The 19,480-nt window shown below is 67.0% G+C and carries 21 protein-coding genes; 10 read left to right on the top strand and 11 right to left on the bottom strand.

Features of this window, described 5'->3' with window-relative positions:
- Window positions 1-94: 94 nt before the first annotated feature.
- Window positions 95-973, bottom strand: a complete 879-nt coding sequence (locus tag BM144_RS18920) for a DUF2242 domain-containing protein (RefSeq protein WP_092955982.1) — start codon at window positions 971-973, stop codon at window positions 95-97.
- A gap of 300 nt (window positions 974-1,273) precedes the next feature.
- On the opposite strand from BM144_RS18920, the gene BM144_RS18915 reads away from it, so the two are divergent.
- On the top strand, window positions 1,274-1,648 hold the full coding sequence (locus BM144_RS18915) for an Hsp20/alpha crystallin family protein (protein WP_092955979.1): 375 nt from the start codon (window positions 1,274-1,276) through the stop codon (window positions 1,646-1,648).
- A gap of 153 nt (window positions 1,649-1,801) precedes the next feature.
- On the opposite strand, the gene tsaD is transcribed toward BM144_RS18915, so the two are convergent.
- Both tsaD and BM144_RS18905 read right to left on the bottom strand, forming a co-directional pair.
- Window positions 1,802-2,845 (bottom strand): tRNA (adenosine(37)-N6)-threonylcarbamoyltransferase complex transferase subunit TsaD, encoded by a 1,044-nt coding sequence (gene tsaD, locus BM144_RS18910; RefSeq protein WP_092955976.1) that lies wholly within the window; start codon window positions 2,843-2,845, stop codon window positions 1,802-1,804.
- A 61-nt stretch (window positions 2,846-2,906) separates the two neighbouring features.
- The gene (locus BM144_RS18905; RefSeq protein ID WP_175526075.1) at window positions 2,907-4,082 is read right to left on the bottom strand and encodes a branched-chain amino acid ABC transporter substrate-binding protein; all 1,176 of its coding nucleotides are present in this window, start codon (window positions 4,080-4,082) and stop codon (window positions 2,907-2,909) included.
- A gap of 202 nt (window positions 4,083-4,284) precedes the next feature.
- Here BM144_RS18905 and BM144_RS18900 point away from each other — a divergent pair, with 202 nt between their 5' ends.
- From BM144_RS18900 to BM144_RS18880, 5 genes are all read left to right on the top strand, one after another.
- Entirely contained in the window at window positions 4,285-4,911 is a 627-nt protein-coding gene (locus tag BM144_RS18900; protein WP_092955970.1) for an ANTAR domain-containing response regulator, read from the top strand.
- Window positions 4,912-5,370: 459 nt separating this feature from the next.
- Window positions 5,371-6,615, top strand: coding sequence for a CmpA/NrtA family ABC transporter substrate-binding protein (locus BM144_RS18895; protein ID WP_092955968.1), 1,245 nt, complete (start codon window positions 5,371-5,373; stop codon window positions 6,613-6,615).
- Between the two features lie 82 nt (window positions 6,616-6,697).
- Complete coding sequence (gene ntrB / locus BM144_RS18890; protein ID WP_092955965.1) at window positions 6,698-7,690, top strand: nitrate ABC transporter permease; 993 nt, start codon at window positions 6,698-6,700, stop codon at window positions 7,688-7,690.
- Window positions 7,691-7,770: 80 nt separating this feature from the next.
- A complete protein-coding gene (locus BM144_RS18885) occupies window positions 7,771-8,583 on the top strand; it encodes an ABC transporter ATP-binding protein (RefSeq protein ID WP_092955962.1) in 813 nt (270 codons plus the stop codon).
- A 609-nt stretch (window positions 8,584-9,192) separates the two neighbouring features.
- The gene (locus BM144_RS18880) at window positions 9,193-9,381 is read left to right on the top strand and encodes a hypothetical protein (RefSeq protein ID WP_092955959.1); all 189 of its coding nucleotides are present in this window, start codon (window positions 9,193-9,195) and stop codon (window positions 9,379-9,381) included.
- Window positions 9,382-9,529: 148 nt separating this feature from the next.
- Here the strand turns inward: BM144_RS18880 and BM144_RS18875 are convergent, their stop codons facing one another.
- The 6 genes from BM144_RS18875 to BM144_RS18850 form a co-directional block, all read right to left on the bottom strand.
- A complete protein-coding gene (locus BM144_RS18875; protein WP_092955956.1) occupies window positions 9,530-10,573 on the bottom strand; it encodes a DUF2806 domain-containing protein in 1,044 nt (347 codons plus the stop codon).
- 79 nt (window positions 10,574-10,652) lie between these two features.
- A complete protein-coding gene (locus tag BM144_RS18870) occupies window positions 10,653-10,889 on the bottom strand; it encodes a hypothetical protein (protein WP_092955952.1) in 237 nt (78 codons plus the stop codon).
- Between the two features lie 79 nt (window positions 10,890-10,968).
- The gene (locus BM144_RS18865; RefSeq protein WP_217644357.1) at window positions 10,969-11,217 is read right to left on the bottom strand and encodes a nuclear transport factor 2 family protein; all 249 of its coding nucleotides are present in this window, start codon (window positions 11,215-11,217) and stop codon (window positions 10,969-10,971) included.
- Window positions 11,218-11,293: 76 nt separating this feature from the next.
- Window positions 11,294-12,544, bottom strand: coding sequence for a hypothetical protein (locus BM144_RS18860; protein ID WP_175526074.1), 1,251 nt, complete (start codon window positions 12,542-12,544; stop codon window positions 11,294-11,296).
- Between the two features lie 151 nt (window positions 12,545-12,695).
- Entirely contained in the window at window positions 12,696-12,902 is a 207-nt protein-coding gene (locus BM144_RS18855; protein WP_092955946.1) for a helix-turn-helix transcriptional regulator, read from the bottom strand.
- Between the two features lie 10 nt (window positions 12,903-12,912).
- Window positions 12,913-13,338, bottom strand: a complete 426-nt coding sequence (locus tag BM144_RS18850) for a hypothetical protein (RefSeq protein WP_092955943.1) — start codon at window positions 13,336-13,338, stop codon at window positions 12,913-12,915.
- Between the two features lie 226 nt (window positions 13,339-13,564).
- Here BM144_RS18850 and BM144_RS18845 point away from each other — a divergent pair, with 226 nt between their 5' ends.
- Together BM144_RS18845 and BM144_RS18840 are read left to right on the top strand one after the other, a co-directional pair.
- Window positions 13,565-13,942, top strand: a complete 378-nt coding sequence (locus tag BM144_RS18845; protein WP_092955940.1) for a hypothetical protein — start codon at window positions 13,565-13,567, stop codon at window positions 13,940-13,942.
- A 294-nt stretch (window positions 13,943-14,236) separates the two neighbouring features.
- A complete protein-coding gene (locus BM144_RS18840) occupies window positions 14,237-15,505 on the top strand; it encodes an MFS transporter (protein ID WP_092955937.1) in 1,269 nt (422 codons plus the stop codon).
- A 101-nt stretch (window positions 15,506-15,606) separates the two neighbouring features.
- On the opposite strand, the gene xth is transcribed toward BM144_RS18840, so the two are convergent.
- Complete coding sequence (gene xth / locus BM144_RS18835; RefSeq protein WP_092955934.1) at window positions 15,607-16,389, bottom strand: exodeoxyribonuclease III; 783 nt, start codon at window positions 16,387-16,389, stop codon at window positions 15,607-15,609.
- A gap of 442 nt (window positions 16,390-16,831) precedes the next feature.
- Between xth and BM144_RS18830 the strand changes: the two genes are divergently transcribed.
- Window positions 16,832-17,641, top strand: a complete 810-nt coding sequence (locus BM144_RS18830) for a hypothetical protein (RefSeq protein WP_092955931.1) — start codon at window positions 16,832-16,834, stop codon at window positions 17,639-17,641.
- Between the two features lie 219 nt (window positions 17,642-17,860).
- Here the strand turns inward: BM144_RS18830 and BM144_RS18825 are convergent, their stop codons facing one another.
- Entirely contained in the window at window positions 17,861-18,487 is a 627-nt protein-coding gene (locus BM144_RS18825) for a TetR/AcrR family transcriptional regulator (protein WP_092955928.1), read from the bottom strand.
- Window positions 18,488-18,717: 230 nt separating this feature from the next.
- Between BM144_RS18825 and BM144_RS18820 the strand changes: the two genes are divergently transcribed.
- Window positions 18,718-19,401, top strand: coding sequence for a DUF3313 domain-containing protein (locus BM144_RS18820; RefSeq protein WP_092955925.1), 684 nt, complete (start codon window positions 18,718-18,720; stop codon window positions 19,399-19,401).
- Window positions 19,402-19,480: the final 79 nt, after the last annotated feature.

The raw sequence follows: 19,480 nt of genomic DNA, 5'->3' as shown, positions 1-19,480 counted from the left end.
GCGCAACCGGCAGCGGCCCGCCGAGGGCCTGCGCGCCGAAGGGGCAAGGGCTCCCCCAACCGCCCTCCCCGGATCGCCCGATCGCTCCGCCGCCTCAGGGCGCCGATGCGGGCGCCACCGCCGCGGAGGCGGGCGTGGCCGGGAATGGCGGCGGATAGGGCAGCACCTGCGGCAGCGGATCGCTGGCCGCCGCGGCGGGCGACTGCGCCGGCAGCGCGGAGGTGGCCGGGGCACGGTACGGAGCCACGGGGGTGGCCGTGGCGGCGCCGGCCGCGGGGTCCTTCACCTCGCCCGATTCGCGGGCTTCGCGCACCATGTTGGCGGTGTCGGGCGTGAGCGGCACCTTGGGCGAGGCCTGCCCCACTTCCTGCGGCGCCTCGCGCGGCGGGATGAAGCGGTCGAAGACCTGGAAGAAGCGGTCGTAGAAGCGCGCGTCGGTCACCGTCTCGCTGCCCACCTTGACGAGGGTGTCGTCGCTGGCGGACACGGGCAGCGACACCGAGCCCAGCGCGCCCACGCCGAGCGAGGCGGAGTTGTTGATCTTCTTGATGACGTAGCGGTCCTGCAGCGCGCTGGCGAAGACGGCGGTGCGCTGCTTGTCGGGGCCCTCGGAGGCGCAGACCACGCGCATCTCGACCTGGTAGTGGATGTCGTTGGAGGGCTGGAAATACTTGCGGCCCGCGACCACCTCCGCGCTGGCCGTGCCCACGAGGTAGCCCTGGCTCAGCAGCGAGCGGCGCGCGCCCTCGCAGACGCGGGCCGGGGGCGCATCGATGTGGCGCGTGTAGATGCTGGCGTTGGTGTTGAAGTCGTCGGGGTCGAAGCGCGGCGCGTTCATGCCGGGCATGGAGGTGGGCACGCCCGTGCAGCCGGCGATCCCCAGGGCGGCCAGCGCCGCGCAGGTGGCGGCCAGCGCACGGCGGGCGCAGGCTCGGGGACGCGATGGGGCGGAGAGGCGGAAAGACATGGGCATGGCGGCGGATTCCTGAGACCGAGCATTGTGCTTGCTGCACTTTGGCGCACTGGCGAGGGGGTTGTAACCCGTGGCAACGAAACCCTGTGGGACAACGCCGCAGGGGCCGGGTTCCGCAGGGGCGGCGAGGCCTTCGAGCCCGGCGCGGCGCGCGATGCGGGCCCCGCAACGGCAACGCCGAAAAGGCCCTTGAAATGCGCTGCGGCATACGCATTTGTGATCCAAGCGGCGAACCCGGGCGCCGCCTCCACCCCTGTTCCAGGCGCTTTGGGCGCCCCTTTTTCACCAGGAGTTCCTGCCATGTTTTTCGCACCCGTCATCCGCCGCACCGCCTACGCCACCCGTCCCGCCGCTCCCGCGGATTTCGCGCTGCAGCGCTTCCTGCAAAGCACCCTCGCCAGCCAGGGCACCGCGGTCGCCCAGGACGAGAAAACGGTGACCCTGCAGATCGATGTTCCGGGCCTGGCCCGCGAGCAGCTCAACATCACCATCGAAGGCCAGCAGGTGCGCCTGTCCAGCGTCGAAGGCGCGCCCCGCCAGGTGAACCGCGCCTGGGAACTCGCCGACGAGATCGACGTGGCCGGCAGCTCGGCCAAGCTCGAGAACGGCGTGCTTACGCTGGTGCTGGCCAAGGTGGTGCCGCAAAGCCGCGCCACGCAGCTCTCGATCGGCTGATCCGCCCGGTCCAAGCGCTCTTGGGGCGGGCAGGCGCGGCGGCAGCCCTCTGCCGCGTGCCCTGCACCCCGCCTGCCACGGTTATCGCCCTTGCGCCCGCGCCCCACAGGCCGGGCGCTTTTTTGTGGGCACCCCGGGGCGCGGGCGGGGGCGTCAGGCGAGCAGGTCGAGCGGCCAGCGCGGCTTCACGTCGAAGGCGTAATCGCGGTTGGGCGCCTCGCGGCCGGCCTGCAGGCGCATGGCGGCGGCCATGGCGATCATGGCGCCGTTGTCGGTGCACAGGTGCAGCTCGGGGTAGTGCACGCGCACGCCGCGGCGCTCGCAGGCCGCGTTCAGTTGCGCGCGCAGCAGCCGGTTGGCGCCCACGCCGCCGGCCACGACGATGCGCGCCAGCCCCGTGCCGTCCAGGGCCGCCAGGGTCTTCTTCACGAGCACATCGACGATGGCGGCCTGTGTGCTGGCGGCCAGGTCGGCCTTGCGCGCCTCCAGGTCGGGCCCGAGCTTCTTCGCCTGCGTGAGAACGGCGGTCTTGAGGCCCGCGAACGAGAAATCGAGGTTGCCGCTGTGCAGCAGCGGCCGCGGCAGCTTGAAGGCGGCGGGGTCGCCCTGCTCGGCCAGCCGCGACAGCGCCGGCCCGCCGGGATAGCCCAGGCCCATGAGCTTGGCGGATTTGTCGAAGGCCTCGCCGGCCGCATCGTCGATGGTCTCGCCCAGCAGCTCGTAGCGGCCCACGCCGTCCACGCGCATGAGCTGGGTGTGGCCGCCCGAGACCAGCAGCGCGATGAACGGGAACTCCGGCGGGTCGGCGCTCATGAAGGGCGACAGCAAATGCCCTTCGAGGTGGTGCACGCCCAGCACGGGCCGCCCGAGCGCCGCGCCCAGGGCGCAGGCCACGCCCGCGCCCACCAGCAGCGCGCCGGCCAGGCCCGGGCCGCGCGTGTAGGCCACCACGTCCACCTCGGCGAGCGCGCAGCCGGCCTCGGCCAGCACGGCTTCGGTGAGCGGCAGCACGCGCCGGATGTGGTCGCGGCTCGCCAGCTCGGGCACCACGCCGCCGTAGGCCTGGTGCATGTCGATCTGGCTGTGCAGCGCGTGGGCGACCAGCGTGGGCACGCCGCCGCCCTGGGGGGCGCGCACCAGGGCCACGCCGGTTTCGTCGCAGGAGGATTCGATGCCGAGGATCAACTGACTGTTCATAGGCGCGCAAGTGTAGGCGCCCTGCCCCACCCCGGCCGGGCGGGCCCGCCGCCGGGCCTGCTTACCAGCGGTCGGAGCGCATGCGCAGCTCCCAGTTGCCGCCGCGCATGCCGTACACGCCCACGGCGCCGTAGCGCTGCTCGCCCTTGTCGTCCCACTTCATGGTGCCGGTGACGGGCGCATAGCCGTTGATGGTGTGCAGGGCCTTGGTGATCTCCTTCGGCTCGCCCGACTTGGCCTGCTGGATCGCGGCCGAGAGCACGTACGTGGCGTCGTAGCTGTAGTGCCCGCCATAGGCCGGCGCCTTCTTGTAGGCGGTGTTGTAGCGGTCGAGGAACTGCCGCCCGGTGACGAACTCGCGCGCCTCCAGCACGGGCGAGGTGGCATAGATGCCGTCCACCTTCTTGTCGGCCTTGAGCATGTCGGTGGTCTTGATGGTGTCGCCGCCCAGGATGTTCACCCGCCGGTAGTCCACCTGCACCAGCGCGTCGATGAGCGCCACCACCTGGAAGTCGTTGAGCGTGGTGACGATCACCTCCACGCGCGCGTCGCGCAGCTTCGCCGCCAGCGCCTTGAAATCGGTGGTCTTGTCGTCGAAGGATTCGCGCACGGCCACGGTGCGCTTCTCGGCGGCGATCTGCTTGGCGGCGCCGTCGGCCAGGCCCTTGCCGTAGGGCGTGCCGTCGTCGAGCACCGCATAGTGGGTGGCCGAGAGCTGCGTGGCCGCGAAGGACCCCATGGCGCGCGCCTGCAGCGTGTCGTTGGCCACCAGCCGGAAGGTGCCCGGCAGGCCCAGTTCGGTGAAGCGCGGGTTGGTGGAGATCGCCAGCTGCGGGATGCCCTTGGTGCCGTAGATCGGCGCCGCGTCGATGCTCACTCCGGAGTTGAGGTGGCCGACCACCGCGACCACGCCGGCATCCACCAGCTGCTGCGCGACGGTCTTGCCCGTGGCGGCATCGGCCCGGTCGTCCTGCGCCACCACCTCCAGCGTCACGCGCTTGCCGTCCACGGTGAAGCCGGACTGGTTCAGCTCGTCCACCGCCAGGCGCACGCCGTTGAGCATGTCCTGCCCCAGGGCCGAGAGCGGGCCGGAGAGCGGCTGCGCCACGCCGATCTTCAGGGTGTCGGGCACCCGGCTGCAGCCCGCCAGCCCAAGGGCCACGGCGCAGGCGCCCGCCAGCCCCGCCAACGCCGCCCGGCGCGGTCCCCGCGCCATTCCCTGCCTTGTCATCGCCATATCGCACGCTCCATCCATTGAATTCGGTTGATCCATGGGACCGGAGGTATATAAGACCCTGGCCCCGCACGCTATCGGGTTAGCCCGGCTTAATAGCAAGTTCCAATCCTGGAGCGCGCCGGGGTGACGCCGCCCGCGTGCGCCGCGGCCGCACTGCTGCAGTGCACCAATTTGGCGTGGTTCTTGCTTTAAGCTGGGGCATATGAACGAGTCGCTGCGCATCGTGGTGGTGGCCCCCGACCTGGAGGTGGCCGAAGAGGACGACGAGCACGCCCGCGTGCAGGCCGAGCGCTCGCGCGCGCTGCGCATCGGGCTGCTGGAGAACGGCTTCAACCTCGTCGCCACGCTGCCGGCCGACGTGTTCCTGGGCGAGCGCATCGCGCAGTTGCAGCCGGACATGGTGATCGTGGACGCCGAGAGCGCCGCCCGCGACGCGCTGGAGCACGTGGTGATGGCCACGCGCGAGGCGCCCCGCCCCATCGTGCTGTTCACCAACGACGAGGACACCTCCCACGTGAAGGACGCCGTGGCCGCGGGCGTCACCGCCTACATCGTGGCGGGCCTCGCGCCCCAGCGCATCCGCCCGATCCTGGACGTGGCGATGGCGCGCTTCCAGCACGAGCAGGCGCTGAAGGCCGAACTCGCCGACGCGCGCGGCGCGCTGCAGGACCGCAAGACCATCGACCGCGCCAAGGGCCTGCTCATGCAGCGCCAGGGCCTGACCGAACAGGTCGCCTACGACAAGCTGCGCAAGACCGCCATGGACAAGGGCATGCGGCTGGTGGACGTGGCCCAGCGCATGCTGGACGTGGCGGATTTGCTGGGGTGACATGCTCCCGGGCGGCTGCGCCGCTCGGTGGGTCCACAGGGCTTTTCGGCAACGCATGCGCACAACCTCCGCGCCGATCCGCACAACGGCAGTGCGGCGCGCACCAAGACGCACCGCGCCCCCCGCAGTCCCTGCCCGTGGACCAGAACGGCTCCATGCCGCCGGATCCATTGAATAGTTTGCTATCCAAACGATAGCAAATCGACCTCCACCCAGCGCTGGCACAGCGCTTGCAATGACACCGGCGGACCGATGGCGGTCCAGGCTGCGGACCTCCCAACGGCGGGCGGGACGCGGCAGCACCGGACAAAGGCGTCCCCACCCGCGCAGCGCGCGGCCCCGGCAGCCGATCCCCCTCCCCGAGGGATCGCCAGGGCCCGCACACCGCGGCGTGAGGACGCCTTTTTTTGTTTGTCGCCGGGCCGCACGCGGCCCGCACCGTTTCCAAGGAAAGCCTTCATGACCGACCTCTCGAAAACCAGCCTCCACCGCCGTACCGTCCTGCAGGCCGCCGCGGTGGGCGCCGTCGGCGTGAGCCCGGCGCTGCGCGCGCTCGTGCATGCCGCCGGCTCCGATGCCCCCGAGAAGAAGGAAGTGAAGATCGGCTTCATTCCCCTCACCGACTGCGCCAGCGTGGTGATGGCCTCGGTGCTGGGCATCGACGAGAAATACGGCGTGAAGATCATCCCCAGCAAGGAAGCGAGCTGGGCCGGCGTGCGCGACAAGCTCGTGAACGGCGAGCTGGACTTCGCGCACGTGCTCTACGGGCTGGTGTACGGCGTGCACCTGGGCCTGGGCGGCCCCAAGAAGGACATGGCCGTGCTCATGACCCTGAACAACAACGGCCAGGCCATCACGCTCAGCAAGAAGCTCGCCGACAAGGGCGCCGTGAACGGCGCATCGCTCGCCAAGCTCATGGCCACCGAAAAACGCGACTACACCTTCGCGCAGACCTTCCCCACGGGCACGCACGCCATGTGGCTCTACTACTGGCTGGCCGCCAACGGCATCGACCCGCTCAAGGGCGCCAAGGTCATCACCGTGCCGCCACCGCAGATGGTGGCCAACATGCGCGTGGGCAACATGGACGGCTTCTGCGTGGGCGAGCCCTGGAACCACCGCGCCATCATGGACGGCATCGGCATCACGGCCACCACCACCCAGGCGATCTGGAAGGACCACCCCGAGAAGGTGCTGGGCACGACCTCGGAGTTCGTGCAGAAATACCCCAACACCGCGCGCGCCGTGACCGCCGCCATCCTGGAGGCCAGCCGCTGGATCGACGAGAGCCTGGCCAACAAGAACAAGATGGCCGAGACCATCGCCGGCAAGGCCTACGTGAACACCGGCGTGGACGCCATCAACCAGCGCATCCTGGGCCGCTACCAGGACGGCCTGGGCAAGACCTGGGACGACCCCGACTACATGAAGTTCTACAACGACGGCGCGGTGAACTTCCCCTACCTGTCGGACGGCATGTGGTTCCTCACGCAGCACAAGCGCTGGGGCCTGCTGAAGGACCACCCCGACTACCTGGGCGTGGCGAAATCCATCAACCGCATCGACCTCTACAAGCAGGCCGCCACCGCCGCCAAGGCACCGCTCCCGAAGAGCGAAATGCGCACGAGCAAGCTGGTGGACGGCGTCGTCTGGGACGGCAAGGACCCCGCCAAATACGCGGACGGATTCAAGGTCCGGGCCTGATCCTCCGCACGGCACGCCCGCACGACCCCGCCCCGCACGACCCGTCCCGCCCCACTAACCGCATCGCAGCGAAGGAGCCCCCATGGTCAGCGCCGTCTTCCACGCCCCCGCGGAGCCTTCATCCGCATCCGCATCCGCATCCGCATCCGCCGCCCCATCCCAGCCCCACGGGGCTGCCGCCACCACCATGCCGCCACCCCTTGCCAAGACCCCCTCGCCCACCGCGGCCTCCGCGGCTTCTGCCGCTGCCGCCGCCGCCCCCACGACCCGGCCGCCGCGCGAACCCTCGGCCGCGCTGCGGCGCTTCTGGCTCGCGGTGCTGCCGCCGGCCTGCGGCATCGGCCTGCTGCTGGTGGTGTGGGCCGTCGTCTCGAGCACCACGGGCGGCAGCATCCCCAACCCGGCCGACACCTGGAAGCAGGCCGTGGAGCTGTTCAGCCACCCCTTCTACCGCAACGGCCCCAACGACCAGGGCGTGGGCTGGAACGTGCTGGCCTCGCTGGAGCGCGTGGCCGTGGGCTTCGGCCTCGCGGCCGTGGTGGGCATCCCGGCGGGCTTCGTGATTGGGCGCTTCACCTTCCTCTCGCGCATGTTCAACCCGCTCATCAGCCTGCTGCGCCCGGTCTCGCCGCTCGCGTGGCTGCCCATCGGCCTGCTGGTCTTCAAGGGCGCCAACCCGGCCGCCATCTGGACCATCTTCATCTGCTCCATCTGGCCCATGGTCATCAACACCGCCGTGGGCGTGCAGCGCGTGCCGCAGGACTACATGAACGTGGCCCGCGTGCTGAACCTCTCCGAATGGAAGATCGCCACCACCATCCTCTTCCCCTCGGTGCTGCCCTACATGCTCACCGGCGTGCGCCTGGCCGTGGGCACCGCCTGGCTCGTGATCGTCGCGGCAGAAATGCTGACCGGCGGCGTGGGCATCGGCTTCTGGGTGTGGGACGAGTGGAACAACCTGAACGTCAAGAACATCCTCATCGCCATCTTCGTGATCGGCATCGTCGGGCTGCTGCTCGAATACGCGCTCGTCAAGCTGGCCACGGCCTTCTCGTTCGAAGAAGTGAAGGCCTGATCCACGCCTGCCTGCGCCGCGCCACCCCGGTCAGGCACCGCTCCCCCCCTCCCCTCCGAAACATCCAGGAGTCCCTCCTCATGCAACCACCGTTCAACACCAAGTTCATCGAGATCCAGGGCGTGGAGCAGACCTTCCGCACCGCCAAGGGCAACTTCCCCGCGCTGCGCGGCATCGACCTCACGATCGCCAAAGGCGAATTCGTCTCGCTCATCGGCCACTCGGGCTGCGGCAAATCCACGCTGCTGAACCTCATCGCGGGCCTGACCACGCCCACCGCCGGCACGCTGATCTGCGCCAACAAGGAAATCAAGGGCCCCGGCCCGGACCGCGCCGTCGTCTTCCAGAACCACTCGCTGCTGCCCTGGCTCACCTGCGAGGGCAACGTCCACCTGGCCGTGGAGCGCGTCTTCGGCGCCACCGAATCGAAAGCGCGCCTCAAGGAACGCACCGCCGCCGCCCTGGCCCTGGTGGGCCTCACCCACGCCACGCACAAGCGCCCCGGCGAGATCTCCGGCGGCATGAAGCAGCGCGTGGGCATCGCCCGGGCGCTGTCGATGGAGCCGCAGGTGCTGCTCATGGACGAACCCTTCGGCGCCCTCGACGCCCTCACGCGCGCCAAGCTGCAGGACGAACTCCTGGACATCGTGGCGCGCACCCACAGCACCGTGGTGATGGTCACCCACGACGTGGACGAGGCCGTGCTGCTCTCCGACAAGATCGTGATGCTGACCAACGGACCGGCGGCGACCATCGGCGAGGTGCTGGCGGTGGAGATCCCGCGGCCGCGGAGCCGGGTGCAGTTGGCGGAGGACGCGGTGTATTTGCAGTGCAGGAAGGCGGTGATCGATTTTCTGTACACGCGGCAGGGGCATGTGGAGAAGGCGGCCTGAGGAGGTGGGGGCTGGTTTGGGGTGTTTTGGGCTCCATGCCGCCGGATTCATTGGATAGTTTGCTATTGTTTTTGCAGTTGGTGCTGGGTTGAGTTCCGGGGCCGGGTCTCGCCCCGGCGGGCGAGTCACTTTCTTTCGCTTCGCCGAAAGAAAGTAACCAAAGAAAGGGCGACCCTGCTGTCTGCGACCCCTTCGCTGCGCTGCGGAGCAACCTGGGGTGCTCGGTCGCGGGGTGCGCCGTGGAACTCGCTGCGCGCTGCGCGCTTCGCGCGGGCAACCACGGCGAGCCAGATCACGAAGCGGGTGTGTCCTGCGGCACACCCGCCACCCCGCGCCCTGCGCGCCCCAGGCGCATCCAGAAGGGGGTGGGGAGCACACGGGCCATCGCTTCGCTCGGCCCTGGCTGCGCGAGCGCTTCGCGCCGCGAAGATGGTGTGGCGGCCATACTTGCCGGAAGCGTGCTCGTCTTTTCCGAGTAAGACGCTCACCAGCGCGAGAGACATTTCCGCCACCGAAGCGTCAACAAAGTCAGCACGCTCCATGGGCCACAAGCCGGAGCAGCGACTACCATCGGCCGCAAACCTATATTCAGAACCTGAGACCGATCCTATGGATGCGCTGGTTGAATTGATTGCGATATTGGCAATTCATTGGCGCGTGGGGCTTCTCACCCTCATATCGCTGGTCATTGCAGTATTTTTGGCGGCGGCGCTCAGTTGGTTTACTGGGTGGTACGGCATCATGCTGGTGTTGCTTGGCCTTGGCGTAGGAATGTGCTGGGAGGACGCTCAGCGGTGAGGTAGTCGGCCATGATTGGCTGAAAGCTGATTGAATCGTAAGGCAGCAATCGGCTATGAGCCGCCGCTGGTGGGATCAAGAAAGCATTCAACGTAAAACTAACCGACCTCTCGCGACCTACCGCGAAAGGTCCGAGTTGAGTGGCCGGTTAAGCCTCGGAGGGAGGATCATCACCTGGGATTTCTATTCCATTGAAGTAATTTCCCTGGGTTTCTGATAAGTTCTGCCAGTCGGCAAGTTTGACTGAGAAACCATTTTTAGCGAACTCCTTCCCGACTAAGCGCAAGTACTCTATGTCAGGCTCGAATGAGCCTAGTTCGAGTACCTGCCTACCGACGGCCGTGAGCGTATAAATGTCGAAATCAAGCGTTTTCGAGGCGTCTTCGTGCTCCACGACTAGTGCCTTGCTGTGCGACACGAGTGCCCGGATGAATTTGCCTTCCACGACTGACTTGTAGGTCCTAGTAAGCCCTAGAGACTCGACGCCAGAGACAACCCCTATCTCTTGCATTTGTAGCAGCGTCGATAATGACAGGCCTTTGGATATTAGGTATTCCATTTGGCCGCTAGCGATGCACCCGTTTATGACATAGCTCGCTAACTTGCCAATCATTTCGGCTTCCACCTTAGAAAGCGCCTTCAGAAAATCCAGCGTCCGAATCGAATACTTACCAGGCGTCTTCACCTCACCTGCCAAAACACTGCCCCACAACCTTTGTAGATCCTCAGTAGACACCTTGCCAGCGTGCTCACGCCACACGAATAGCCAGTCTTCGTCCACATTCTGATCGGATGGAATCTGCGCGTCGTTTGCAAGTTGCTCTTCCGCAAATAGGATAGCCTTCGTTGCGTTAATTTCTGAACGAGCCACTGCCGCCGCGGCGGCCCTGCTGCCGTACTCAACCATGGTTGAGTACGCTAGCGTTGGTTCAATGCGCTCTTCAGCGGCAGGCGGAATACCCGCTGCGCCTGTGAGCAGTAAAGTGCCATCTGGACGAAGTTGCTTCTTGCCTGATCGGATATCAACAGCGTCCGTTTCTGCCTGCGCCAAGATGAGGATCTCATGTCGGCGGACCTCGTTTCTTGCCCGGCCTTCTCGGGTAGCTTGCCACGGCGAAAGCAATGCCCCGATTCCCTTCTCGGTCAGTGTTTCCCAGAGTTTGATCACTAGCTTTTCACCAGGGAAGTCCATGTCGTCTCTTGAGGTTTAACAAAGCATCTAAGCCGACGCTGCAAGCGGATCGGCTTGAGCGTCGGGTCAGAAAAAATTCTTATTTTTGCTGGACCGGATAAACCAGCAACTGCCACTTAATTTGACCGCTGGCTGGGTTGTGCTGACGATGATTTTGAGGCGGCAGAGTGTGTCCACCTGCAATGGCAATCTCGTCGCCGCAGGAAGTGCAACGATAGATTCCGGGGTGCGGAGCCGCCGTGCCGGGCGTGTGAGTTGAGTCAAACGCTGCGTCGCTCGATTGCGTCAAACGCTGACTGTATTTGTAAAGCGCCATTTCTCCTCCTTATGGGTTAATCGATTTCTAACGCAATGTAAACCGCACTAAGCCGCAGGTTATACCTAGCGCGTGCGGTCTAAGGGAATTTCTCAAAATCCATCCAATCGAAGCGATCCGCAACGGTGAGTGCATGCGGTACCTCCATTGGCAATTGCGCCAACACATGGGCCTTGGTGTAAATGCTGCCGGAACGGCCGAACTCCCGGAAGTCCTCGTGCAGGAGCGCGTCGAGCCGCGCGGCATCGCCGCGCACTGCGGGACGATGCAGTTCGGTTTCGAAGGCTTGCAGCAATGACAACAGGGAGGCGTTGGAGGTCATGGACATGGAAAACGGGCGGCAGCGCAGGAAGTTCTTTCTCTGGGCTTATCGCGCATGAGGGAGGTAGTTGCCGCACCGGCTGCTAGAAGTTCCCTGCCGTAGCTTTGCGCACCGCTGGCGTCAAGTCATAAACGCATTCGAGATAGGCAGATACCTCCGGCCAACCTGCCTTAGCTTGGCGCAACGCCACCAGGGCCCGACCCACGTCCACGACATCGGGCACCAGGCGGTTGTTCACAAACGCTGTACGGCTGTCTGCTTCGGCATGCCGGGAGGAATCCTGGTGGGTGTAGGAGTGAAACTCCTGGATCGGGCCTGGAGCACGATGCAGGCTCCCCGCGCATTTTTTTCCGGCAGCGGGCTCCATCCGATCCACGTGGCCCGCCGCAAAGCTGTCTTCGACCATGTGCAGCAGGCTTCCAAACGCGACATCGTCGAGGTGGCTTCTCAGGCTGGGATCGCCCAGGGCGAACAGATCCTGCACGCGCCAACCGCTCGTTCCGAAGAACTGCTCGATCACCGGCAGTTTGACGTCCTTGAGCCAAGTACCCAGTTCGTAGTCCCCCATCGCGACGCCCCAGGTGAACTCCGCCCAACCCAGAATTTTCCGGCGGGTTTCGATCGGATCCTCGTCATTGGCAGACGCCATCGAATGAATGAACTGCAGATCCCCAAAATGGGAGCGCAGAGGAAGCGCGGCTTGGCTGGCCGCGTCGAATGTTTTCTCAGGACTTGCCTTGATCTGCTTTTCTGCGGCAAGAAACAGTTCTCCCCAGCACCGTGGCTGGGTAATGAACCTGATGGTCACTGGACGCCCGTCAGGGTAAGTGGTTTTGCACGAGGTACCTTGCACCTGCTGAGACTTCATCTGGAACGGCGGATCATCGTTCCAGCGGACTCCGGCAATGACATACGGCGTTGCGTACTCGGCGTCCGGATTGCTGCAAATCCCGATGCCTTCGTAATTGCAATCGTGGGCGCGGTGCGTGATTTCCTCATGGACGGATTGCTTGAACTTCGGGAGGCCCCTTTCGGCCAACGAAGACAGAATCCCATCGAGCCGGGACGGTGCCCACGCCTTGACCGCGTCCCGGTCGAAGCGGGTTCCCTTGGGAGAAAGGTCGAAAGCCTGCGCCGTGAATGCGCTCCCTCCGAGCAATCCGGAAACCACTGTCCATTTGCAAAATTGCTGCAGCGATTTCTGTGATGAGACGCCGCTGAGCAAGCGGAACGCTCTGCTCAGTTTCTGAGCAACCTCTTTGACCGTCAAAGACGCTGGGCTGTGCAACTCCGCCGGGCAACTCAATACGCCCACTGTTTTCCAACATTTCATGCCGACTCCCCCTCTGCTTTTATGGCCGCCACGGTATCCGTACGGTCGAGCTTTGACAAGCAGATTGCGGAGCACATCGCGTAAACCCCGAGGCCTCGTGCGGCCTGGCCCCCTCCTCCCTTTTCACGGTCCCAGGCCGCCGCGTTGGCCCCTATGCCTCCCGCCGGTACGGGTTCTCGAAAATCGCCTCCACCGGCCGCCCGAACACCACGCTGATGCGGTAGGCCAGATCCAGCGACGGGTCGTGCTTTTCCACTTCCAGCGCGTTTACGGCCTGGCGCGAGACCCCCAGGTGCTCGGCGAGCTGGGCCTGGGTCCAGCCGGCCTCGGTGCGCAATGCGCGCAGTTGGTTCTTCATCGCGACGGGCTCAGCGGCTGGAACGCACGAAGGGCCACACCACGGCGGAGACGGCCCAGAAGAGCGGGAAGACCAGCCACGCCTTCAGGCCCGGCGCATTGGCATACGTCTCGCCGAAGCCCCAGGCCGTGCACACCACCAGCACGATGCCTGCGCTCAGGATCACGCGTTTGGCCCAGAGGACGCGCAGGTATTCGTCGCTGTCGGCGATGAGCCGCATGAGGGCCCAGACCTGCCCGGCGATGGGCAAGGCCACGGCCAGCGCCAGCAGCCAGCCGGCGGGCGTGCCGATCCAGGCGTCGAAGGCGCCGAAGATGGCAGCGATGTGGAAGAGCGAATAAGCGGCCATGAAAAGCGCGGTGCGCAAGGCGTAGCGCCGGCTGGGCGAGGAAGCAGGCGAAGACTGGGCTGAACGGGACGCGGCGGAAACGGACATCGGCAACTCCATGTAAGGTTTACATGACTTTATGGATGTCAGGTTTACTTGTCAATACGAGGGAGCCGCGCTGCGGGGTCCGGGCCTTGTGCTCGGTGACGCCGCCGCTGTTTTTCTTCCGGCGCACGCACCCGCCGGCTGCAGAATCCTGCTTTCTCTCGCGCGCTGCTCGCCCGTCCGATTCCCCATGCGTTTCACTCCCCGTGGTCTTCTTCTATCCCTTGCGGTGGCACTGTCCGCCGGTTGCGCCAGCCGTGGCGACGTGGCGGGCAATGCCAGCCTCACCGCACCCGTGAGCGAGGTCGCAATCGTCAAGGCCTACACCGGTTCCCAGGAGTTCCTGGTCGCCTTCGTCGATTACGGGGAAGGCGATGCGCTGGTCGCGCTCACCCAGGCCTACCACGCGCGGGAGCTTCGCCTGCGGCCGGGGCGCTATACGCTGCGCGTGCACTGCAGCACGCCCCGGGGGGTGGCCCAGCCTCGTGTCGCGGTGAGCGTGCTCGCAGGGCAGACCTACGAGGTGGGCTGCACTTTCGCGGGCCTGGGCCAACCCGCGGCCCGGGCCGGGGTGAAGGCCCTCTACCCCACCGCGGCAGCGCAGTAAACGCGGGCAGGGGCAGAGGGGCAGGGTCGGGAGGCCGCGCCTGCAGCCGGCGCACGGTGGCGGCCCGGGCGGCGGAGGGGCGTATGCGGGGGGTGTGGGCGAGCCGCGGCCTTTGCCAACGGGCGTGCTGCATGGCCGGCCATCCGGCGGGATGGCAGAACCACGACAAATCTTGGCAGATGCGCGCGAATCGGCCACGGGGCCAGGGCGTACGCTCTCGGATCGGTTGCCCTGCGCCCCGAGATTGGCAACCCGCTCCCTCCCCTCTTTTCCCGAAGCTTTCTCCGCCCCACCATGACCGCCGATACCGCGACCCTCGCCCCGCCCACGCTCGATGACCCGCCCTTGCCGCAGGCCGCCGCACCGCAGGGCTTCCTGCTGCCCATCGTCGGCGGCGCGGCGTTCGCGCACCTGCTCAACGACATGATCCAGGCGATGCTGCCGTCGATCTTCCCGATGCTGAAGGCGGGCTTCGCCCTGAGTTTCGGGCAGATCGGGATCATCGCGCTGGTCTACCAGGTGACGGCCTCGCTGCTGCAGCCGTGGATCGGGCTCTACACCGACAAGCATCCCAAGCCCTACCTGCTGCCTTCGGGCATGGGGATGACGCTGCTGGGCATCGCGCTGCTGGCCACGGCGCACAGCTATCCGATGCTGCTGCTCGCGGCGGCGGTGGTCGGCGTGGGGTCGGCCACGTTCCACCCCGAGGCCTCGCGGATCGCGCGGCTGGCCTCGGGCGGGCGGTTCGGCACGGCGCAGTCCACCTTCCAGGTGGGCGGCAACACGGGCACGGCCATCGGCCCGCTGCTCACTGCGGCCATCGTGGTCCCGCACGGCCAGACGGCGGTGGCGTGGTTCATGGTGGTGGCGCTGGTGGCCATCTTCGTGCTGTTCCGGCTCACCGGGTGGGTGCGCCAGCACGGCGCGGCGCAGGCCCGCGTGCTGGCCAAGGGCCGCGGCGAGGGGCTGGACCGCGCGGGCGTGGTGCGGGCCGTGGCCGTCATCTGCGTGCTGATGTTCGCCAAGTTCGTCTACATCGCCTCGTTCACCAACTACTTCACGTTCTACCTGATCGAGCGCTTCCACCTGGGCGTGCAGACCAGCCAGCTCTTTCTCTTCATGTTCCTCGCGGCGGTGGCCGCCGGCACGTTCGCGGGCGGACCCGTGGGCGACCGTATCGGGCGCAAGGCGGTGATCTGGATCTCGTTCCTCGGGGTGGCGCCGTTCGCGCTGGCGCTGCCGTACGTGGGCCTGGCGGGCACGGCCGTGCTGGCCGTCGTGATCGGGCTGGTGATGTCTTCGGCGTTCGCCGCGCTCGTGGTGTATGCGCAAGAGGCCGTGCCGGGCCGCGTCGGGCTGGTGTCGGGCCTGATGTTCGGGTTGATGTTCGGCATCGGCGGCATCGGCGCGGCCGCGCTGGGCGACCTCGCGGACGTGCACGGCATCGTCTGGGTGTATGGCGTGACATCGTTCCTGCCGCTGCTGGGGCTGGCGACCGCCTTCCTGCCGGACACGCGCAAGGCGAAGAAAAAGGTGGCGGCGGTGGCGCCCTCGCGCGGCTGACACGTCCGGTGCGGCTGGCTGCCGGTGGCCCGCATCCGCATCGGCCGGCAGAAGGCACGGAGCGAGGCGCCGGTCGCGCGCGGCGGACTGCGGCCTCCGGTTCAACCCCTGGCCGGCCCCAGCACCACCCATGCCGGCGCATGGTCGCTCGGCTGTGGCCGGCCGCGCACCTCGCGGTCCACGCCGGCCTCCTGCAGCCGGCGCGCGGCGGCCGGGTTGAGCAGCAGGTGGTCGATGCGCAGGCCGGCATCGCGCGGCCAGCGCTGGCGCAGGTAGTCCCAGAACGTGTAGACCGCTTGGCCCGGGTGCGTGGCGCGCAGCGCGTCGGTCCACCCGCTGCCGACCAGCGTGCGGAAGGCTTCGCGCACCTCGGGGCGGAACAGCGCGTCGTCCACCCAGGCGGCGGGTCGGTAGACGTCGAGTTCGGTGGGGATGATGTTGAAGTCGCCCGCCAGCACCACCGGCTCCTCGCGGCCATGCAACACCGCCGCGCGCGCGGCGAGCCGCTCGATCCAGGCGAGCTTGTAGTCGAACTTCGGGCCCGGCGCGGGGTTGCCGTTGGGCAGGTAGAGGCAGGCCACCAGCACGCCGCCCACGGCCGCCTCCAGGTAGCGGCTCTGGCTGTCGGCCGCATCGCCGGGCAGCCCGCGCTGCACTTCGATGGGCTCGGCGCCGCGCGCGAGGATGGCCACGCCGTTCCAGGCCTTCTGCCCGTGCCACAGCGCGCCGTAGCCCGCCGCGCGGATCGCCTCGGCCGGGAAGGCGTCGTCGGTGCATTTCAGCTCCTGCAGGCAGGCGACATCGGGCTGCGACTCCTGCAGCCACTGCAGCAGGGCCGGCAGCCGCGCCCGGACGCTGTTGACGTTGAAGGTGGCGATTTTCATGGGTGGGCCTGGGGAGGGAAAGGACACGCGGGCGCCGGGCGGCCCGCCGAAACCCCGAGCCTACGCGGCGGCGGCCCGCCGCCGGTAGGCGGGCACCCCGTCGTGCCGCCGGCACGCCAGCAATTTCACTATGAAAACAATAGCAAACTATCGAATGGATACGGCGGCATGGGGCCCAAACCGTTCTTCCCGCGCAGGCCAGGACCGCGGCATCCGCATGGTCCTCCACCGATCGAACGGGCCCGATCCATCGCCCACGATGCCGCACGGGCACGGGCACGGGCACGGGCACGGGCACGGGCACGGGCACGGCAGACGGGCGGACGCAACAGCGGAGTTGGCCGCGCATGGCGCGTCCTGCGATAAGGTCCGGCTTTCAACGAAACACCGCGCAGGCGCCAGCCCGACGCGGCCTGCACGGACTTCCGCTTTTGAGGACTCCATGGCAACTTGCGCTTACTGTGATGGCGACGGCACCCTGACCAGGGAACATGTCGTGCCCTCGTTTCTTTACGACCTGGTGGACAAGAATTTCGTCGGAGGGAAAAACGGATGGTTGGAGTCCAAGAAAGCGCGCATTCCGACCGATATCAAGGTCAAGGACGTCTGCTCCCACTGCAACAATGTTCTTTTGGGAGCGCTCGATGGGCACGGAAAGGAGTTCGTCCTCTCCAACGATCTCACCTCTCCCCTATTGGCCGATTCATTCACGCTGACATACAGCTACCACCTGCTGCGCCGGTGGCTCATGAAGATCCTGTTCAATTCCGCCAGGGCTTCTCAGGAGGCTTCGCATCCGGCCATGCATTACAGGGACTACATGCTCCATGGGCGCAACCCGCCGGCGGAAGAGCATGTGTTTCTGTTCGGCTGCCTGCTCTCCCCCCACGTCGTCACGTCGCCGGATTCCCCAGCGTTCGGCTGCAGCAACAGCGAAGGCCTGGCCAATCCGTTCTTCATCCGGCTGACCCGCTCGGTGCTCCCTCCTGGCGACGCGAAAAACCTGTTGATCGAGAGCGTGGGCTTCGGCGGGCTCTTCCTTTACGTGGGGTTCATTTCACCGGACATCAGACCGAAATTGGCGAAGAAAATCAGGGCCAGGGTGCTGCGTTCCGATCTGTTCACTCCCTTGCCATCCACGCAGGCGTCGGTTCACCTGCGGGCCTCGCCGCTGGATTTCGTGGATTTTTCCGCGCCCCAGCGCTACCGGGAATATAAATTGGCTTCATCGGGACGCGACCCGTTCAGATGAGGCGCGGAGCATCGCGGATGTCCTGGGCCGCAAGCCCGCGCGGGCGACGCGGCCCTGCCGGCCGCTGTGCGGTCGGCGATTTGCCTGTCCCCGGCGGAAGAACACCATGCCGACGAGCGGCCCCGGCACCCTGCAGGGCGCCGCTGCGGCCCAAGCTCAAATCACTACGAAAACAATAGCAAACTATTCAATGAATCCGGCGGCATGTAGCCCCAAAGGCTATGCATCCCCATGGGGTACGGCCCCAGCCATGAAGAATTCCACCGCCCGCTCCACAGTGCCGTGGATCTGCGCCGGAGACATGGGCACGGGGTCACGTTCGTAGATGCGGGCATCGATCTCCGCAGTGAGCAGCGACAGGAACTGGGTCGCGCGCAGGCGGGGATCGGCAGGCCGTACGCGTCCCGCCTCCATTTCGGATCGCATGAGCCGCGCGAGGGTGTCGATGCCCTGCCGCGGCCCGGCCTCGTGGAACAGGCGCCCGATGTCGGAGCGGCCCGCCTCGGCCAGCACCATGCGGTAGACGGCGATGGCGTGGCGGTCGTTGGCCAGCACCTGCAGCGCCGCGTCGCCGAAGCCGGTGAGCGCACCGCGCAACTCCGCGCCGGCGGCCATGGCCTCTTCGAGCCGCCGGGCGGCAAGCGCCAGATGCCCCGTGGCCACCTGCTCGACCACCGCCACCAGCAGTTGCTCCTTGGAGGGAAAGTAGCCGTACAGCGTGGCCTTGGAGCCCCCTACCCGCTTGGCGAGTTCGTTCATCGATGCGGCCTCGTAGCCGGCTTCTTCGAACAGCGCCACCGCCGCCTCCACGATCGCATCGCGCTTCGCCTGGGTTCTCACCCGCATCCGTTCTCCTGTCGCCAAAACTGAACAACCCTGTACTGTTTTCTTGACAGGGCACGGCGGCACGGGCAATACTAAACCGTACAGACCTGTTCAGTTTTAAGCCATGCCGTTGTCTGTGCGCCCTTCCGTTCCAGGGGCGGGCGCCTCGGGGCATGGTACAGGCTGCCTCCCGCCCGCCGGCGCACCCGTGCCCGGGCGGCTCCCGTCCCTTGTCCTGGAGACCGATCCGCATGCCGCTCCCCGTTCTTTCCACCCCCTTCGCGCGCGCCGTGCCCTGGCTCACCTGCGCTTTGCTCGCGGGCTGCGCCACCGCCACGCAGCCCGTGCCCTACACCGAGCTGCAGTCCTCGCAATGGCTGCGCCCCAACCCGCAGGACACCACGGGCCGCATCCCGTACCGCGCGGTGTCGGGCGCGCCGGCGCCGGACTGGCGCGGCTATTCCCGGCTGATCATCGACCCGGTGACGGTGTACCGCGGGCCTGACCAGCAGTTCGAGGACGTGCCGGAGACGGCCCGCTATGCGCTGGCCGACTACCTGCGCAACCAGTTCACCGCCCGGCTCGCCACGCGCTTCCGGATCGTGGACCGCCCCACGCCCGGCACCCTGCGGCTGCGCCTGACGCTGACCGGCGCGAAATCCACCACGCGGGGCCTCAGCACCGTGACGCGCTTCGACCTCGCGGGCGGACCCTACAACCTGGTGCAGGGGCTGCGCGGCAAGGAAGGCACGTTCACGGGCTCGGTGAGCTATGCGGTGGAGATCTTCGATGCGCCGAGCGGCGCGCTGCTCGATGCCTTCGTGACACGGCAATACCCGAACGCGCTGAACATCGCCGCGACGCTGGGCACGATGGACGCGGCGCAGGCCGGCATCGAAAAAGGCGCCGACGAACTGCTCGCGCAATTCCGCTGAAGGGCGGGCAGGCCCCCAAGGCCGCTCCCGTGCTTCCTGTTCTTCTTTTTCCCGATTCCACCGTTCCCACGCGCCGTGC

The organism is Paracidovorax konjaci (assembly GCF_900112675.1).
Taxonomy (GTDB): domain Bacteria; phylum Pseudomonadota; class Gammaproteobacteria; order Burkholderiales; family Burkholderiaceae_C; genus Paracidovorax; species Paracidovorax konjaci.
The sequence above is the reverse complement of the archived record's forward strand: the minus strand, read 5'-3'. Positions and strand labels throughout refer to the sequence as shown.